General features: G+C 67.7%; 5 protein-coding genes. 3 read left to right on the top strand and 2 right to left on the bottom strand.

Annotation, left to right across the window (positions count from 1 at the left end; genetic code table 11):
* Both VGH85_04625 and VGH85_04620 read right to left on the bottom strand, forming a co-directional pair.
* The coding region (locus VGH85_04625; protein HEY2173077.1) for a hypothetical protein at positions 1-355 on the bottom strand (355 nt) is incomplete at its 3' end.
* On the bottom strand, positions 345-770 hold the full coding sequence (locus tag VGH85_04620) for a helix-turn-helix transcriptional regulator (protein HEY2173076.1): 426 nt from the start codon (positions 768-770) through the stop codon (positions 345-347). The genes VGH85_04625 and VGH85_04620, both read right to left, overlap by 11 nt.
* On the opposite strand from VGH85_04620, the gene VGH85_04615 reads away from it, so the two are divergent.
* The 3 genes from VGH85_04615 to VGH85_04605 are packed head-to-tail and all read left to right on the top strand — an operon-like array spanning position 769 to position 2,240.
* The gene (locus VGH85_04615) at positions 769-1,110 is read left to right on the top strand and encodes a metalloregulator ArsR/SmtB family transcription factor (GenBank protein ID HEY2173075.1); all 342 of its coding nucleotides are present in this window, start codon (positions 769-771) and stop codon (positions 1,108-1,110) included. The genes VGH85_04620 and VGH85_04615 overlap by 2 nt on opposite strands.
* A 3-nt stretch (positions 1,111-1,113) precedes the next feature.
* Positions 1,114-1,620 (top strand): SRPBCC family protein, encoded by a 507-nt coding sequence (locus VGH85_04610; protein HEY2173074.1) that lies wholly within the window; start codon positions 1,114-1,116, stop codon positions 1,618-1,620.
* A complete protein-coding gene (locus VGH85_04605) occupies positions 1,620-2,240 on the top strand; it encodes a dihydrofolate reductase family protein (GenBank protein ID HEY2173073.1) in 621 nt (206 codons plus the stop codon). Before VGH85_04610 ends, VGH85_04605 begins: the two co-directional genes overlap by 1 nt.
* Positions 2,241-2,254 lie beyond the last annotated feature (14 nt).

The following is a 2,254-nucleotide window of genomic DNA, read 5'->3' as shown; positions in this document are numbered from 1 at the left end:
ATCTGTGTGCGGTCGGCCAGCCAGCAGGGGGGTAGCCGACTGAACACAAGTACTCGCGGGCCTGCGCCACGGCGGCATCGACGTCCGGCAGGCCGAGGCCGACGATGTAGTCGTCTGGGTTCCCGTGGCCATCGGTGTCGTAGCTGAGCATCCAGCCGGATCGCCAGCCGCGGCCGACCGGATAGTACTCGTGCCAGACGAGCATGGGTGTCAGCTTGCCGTCGAATACCAGGCCGGCGGAATCCAGGTCATCCTCGAACACCCGGCTGCGAGGGTCGGGCGGGACAATCACCCGGATAACGGGCAATTCTTCCTCGCGGAGCTTGCCGATTTCGCCGGCCGGGTCAGTCATCACGAACTTCAGCGTATCGGCTGAGCGGGCACCGATCAGACATAGGACGGCCGCAAGGTCTAGTCGATCGAGAACGTGGCACTGAGTGATGAGAGGGCCAGGAGAACGCGCACAGTGCCGCCGGTTTGCTCGGCGGATCGATCGTCAGGCGCGAGCGCGTAAGCGTGCCCCGAACTGGTGTTTCCTGCGCGGCGAGGCCGACAGCGCCGATCCGCACGGGTGCGAGCAGGCTCAGGGCACGGGCGGACACGACGGCCTCGGCCCGGGTGTGCGCGCCGAGTTTGGCGTACAGGTTGCGCATGTGGGTCTTGACGGTGCTCGTTGAGACGGACAGCTCGGTGGCGATGTCCGGTGCTGACAGGTGGGTCGGCAGCTGACGTCTTGACGCATGCCGATATCGGCATATGATGGCGCCCATGGCACGAGCAGCGACGACGTCGGACGTCTTCAACGCGATCGCCGAGCCGCAGCGCCGGGAGATCCTGGCACTGCTGCGGGCGGGTGAGCGGCCGGTGACCGAGTTGGCCCAGGAACTGGGGATGGCCCAGCCGGGGGCGTCCAAACACCTGCGGGTGCTCCGGGAGGTCGGGCTGGTGCGGGATCGCAAAGCAGGCAAGCAGCGCCTGTACGGCCTTGACGCCCACGGGCTGCGGCCGGTCCACGAGTGGACGGGCGGGTTCGAGCGGTTCTGGAACGCGAGCTTCGACCGGCTGGGCGCATACGTGCAGGACCTGAAGCAGGCAAGGCTGGAGGACTAGCTGATGAGCGCGACGGGACGAGGAGCACCGGCGCAGTCCGCGACGGCCGACCGCGAGATCGTCATCTCCCGGGTCATCGACGCCCCACGAGAGTTGGTGTTCGAGGCGTTCACCGAGGTCTGGCACCTGTCGCGGTGGTGGGGACCGGACGGGTTCACCACGACCACGCAGTCGTTCGAGTTCCGCGTCGGCGGGGTGTGGGACTTCGTGATGCACGGACCGGACGGGACGGACTACACCGAGTGGATCTCCTGGACCGAGATCGCACCGCCGGGGCGGATCGCGCTGCTCCACGGTGAGTTCCGCGGCGACCCGAACGCCTTCGAGTCGGTCGTGACGTTCGAGCCCGACGGTGCGGCGACCCGGATCGAGATGCGCACGCTGTTCCCCACCAAGGAATTGCGCGACGAGGCGGTCCAGAACTACCACGCGATCGACGGCGGCCACCAAACCCTGAGCAACCTCGCTGCCTACGTCACCGAGATCGTTCGGAAGGGAGCGGAGGGCTGATGGCCGGGAAGGTGTTCTTCAGCGTGTCGATGTCGCTGGACGGGTTCATCGCGCCCGCCTCCCTCGAGGACCTGATGGGGCAGCAGTGGATGGAACTGCAGCAGTGGATATTCCCGCAACGGTTCTTCCGGGAGAACCTGAAGCTCGGGGACGGTGGCGAGGAAGGGCGCGACAACGACATCGTGCGAGAGACGTTCGAGCGCACCGGCGCGTGCGTGATGGGCAAGCGCATGTTCGACGCCGGCGAGCAAGCGTGGCCGGAGGAGGCGCCGTTCCACACGCCGGTCTTCGTCGTGACGCACGAGAAGCGTGACCCCTGGGAGCGGCCGGGCGCGACCACCTTCCACTTCGTCAACGACGGCATCGAGACCGCGCTCGACCAGGCCCGCGAGGCCGCCGGCGACCGGGACGTCCGCATCGCGGGCGGCGGCGCGACGATCCTGGAGTACGTGAACGCCGGCCTGATCGACGAGTTCTCGATCGCGCTCTCACCCGTGCTGTTCGGCTCCGGAATCCGCCTGTTCGAGGGCGTGGACGCGGGCCGCGTGGCCCTGGAGCCGGTCCGCGCGGAGCCGACGCAGCGGGTGACCCACCTGACCTACGCAGTCCGGGAGCGGTAACTGTCTCGACCTCA

This window comes from Mycobacteriales bacterium, assembly GCA_036497565.1.
Classification (GTDB): domain Bacteria; phylum Actinomycetota; class Actinomycetes; order Mycobacteriales; family QHCD01; genus DASXJE01.
This window is presented reverse-complemented; position numbering and strand designations above follow the sequence as displayed.